1 protein-coding gene is annotated in these 1,329 nt (G+C 29.6%); it reads left to right on the top strand.

The window, feature by feature from the left end:
- Positions 1 to 1,226: IS4 family transposase (locus tag CF599_RS19250; RefSeq protein ID WP_254050373.1), on the top strand; the 1,226-nt coding region annotated here is incomplete at its 5' end.
- Positions 1,227 to 1,329: the final 103 nt, after the last annotated feature.

The raw sequence follows: 1,329 nt of genomic DNA, 5'->3' as shown, positions 1-1,329 counted from the left end.
CTTGCAAAACAATAAACACGATGAGTAAAAGTACATATTTTTCTAGTAAATCGGTATTCGGACAGCTGATTTCTTTAATAGATGATAAGATTATTGAATCTTCTGTAAAGGAGAACAAATCAGATTACTATGTCAAGAAATTTAAATCTAAAGATCACTTAATAAGCATGTTATTTTGTTGTTTTGCTAAGTGCAATTCTTTACGAGAAGTATCTGGAGCAATGCTTGGTTTATCAGGAAAAACAAAAGACTTTCAATTAAGTCACATCCCCAAACGTAGTACATTATCAGATGCTAATCGAGAAAGAAGCATTGAATTTTTTGCGGATATCTATAATGAATTATTAAGTATATACTCTCCTGAGTTATCGGACAGCCGAATTAAAGATGTGATTAACAAACAAGTAAAGCTAGTTGATAGCTCAACAATTAGCTTGTTTAGTAATGTTTTAAACTGTGTAGGACGCAAAGCTAAAGATGGTAAATCAAAGGGAGGTATAAAAGTTCATTCAGTAATTAACGCAGACGAAAAAGTTCCAAATATGGTATGGTTCAGTTCTGCAACAACACATGATCAAAAGTTTTTAGAAAGGTTAGAATATGATCAAAACACAATATATGTCTTTGACAAAGGATATAATGATTACAAAGCCTTTAAACTCTTTACAGATAATAATACAGGATTTGTAACAAGGATAAAAGATAACGCTAATTATGATTTACTTGAAATTAATGATATCCCAGAACATATTCATAATGGCGTGTTACAAGATCAAATAATCCAAGTAACTGTAAAAGAAAACAATAGGTCAACTAAACTTAAACTTAGAAAGGTAAAGTACTATGATCGAGAACATAAAAGAGAGTTTGAATTTATAACGAACCTCTTTGATTTTAGAGCCGATTTAATTGCAGGATTATATAAAACAAGATGGCAAATAGAATTAGTCTTTAAGCAACTTAAACAAAATTTTCCATTGAAATACTTCTTAGGAGATAATGAAAATGCTATTAAAATACAGATATATTGTGTTTTAATAGTTAATTTATTAGTCTCTGTAATCAAGAAAAAACTTAATAGAAGTTGGTCATTCTCTAACTTGGTTAGCTTCTGTAAAATACATTTATTCAACTATATAAAGCTATTGCATTTTTTAGAAAATCCTGAAAGAGATTGGATAATAGATCCTAAGGTTGAACAATTACAACTATCCTTCTTCGGATAACCTATTTACAGGTGTAAAGATCGGTTATCCGAGTTAAGAGGATGATTTAAAGCATATTATAGATATGAAAAGCTCCGATAAAAGTTTTTATCGGACACTGATG

This window comes from Myroides sp. N17-2, from assembly GCF_002286775.1.
Taxonomy (GTDB): Bacteria; Bacteroidota; Bacteroidia; order Flavobacteriales; family Flavobacteriaceae; genus Flavobacterium.
The sequence above is the reverse complement of the archived record's forward strand: the minus strand, read 5'-3'. Positions and strand labels throughout refer to the sequence as shown.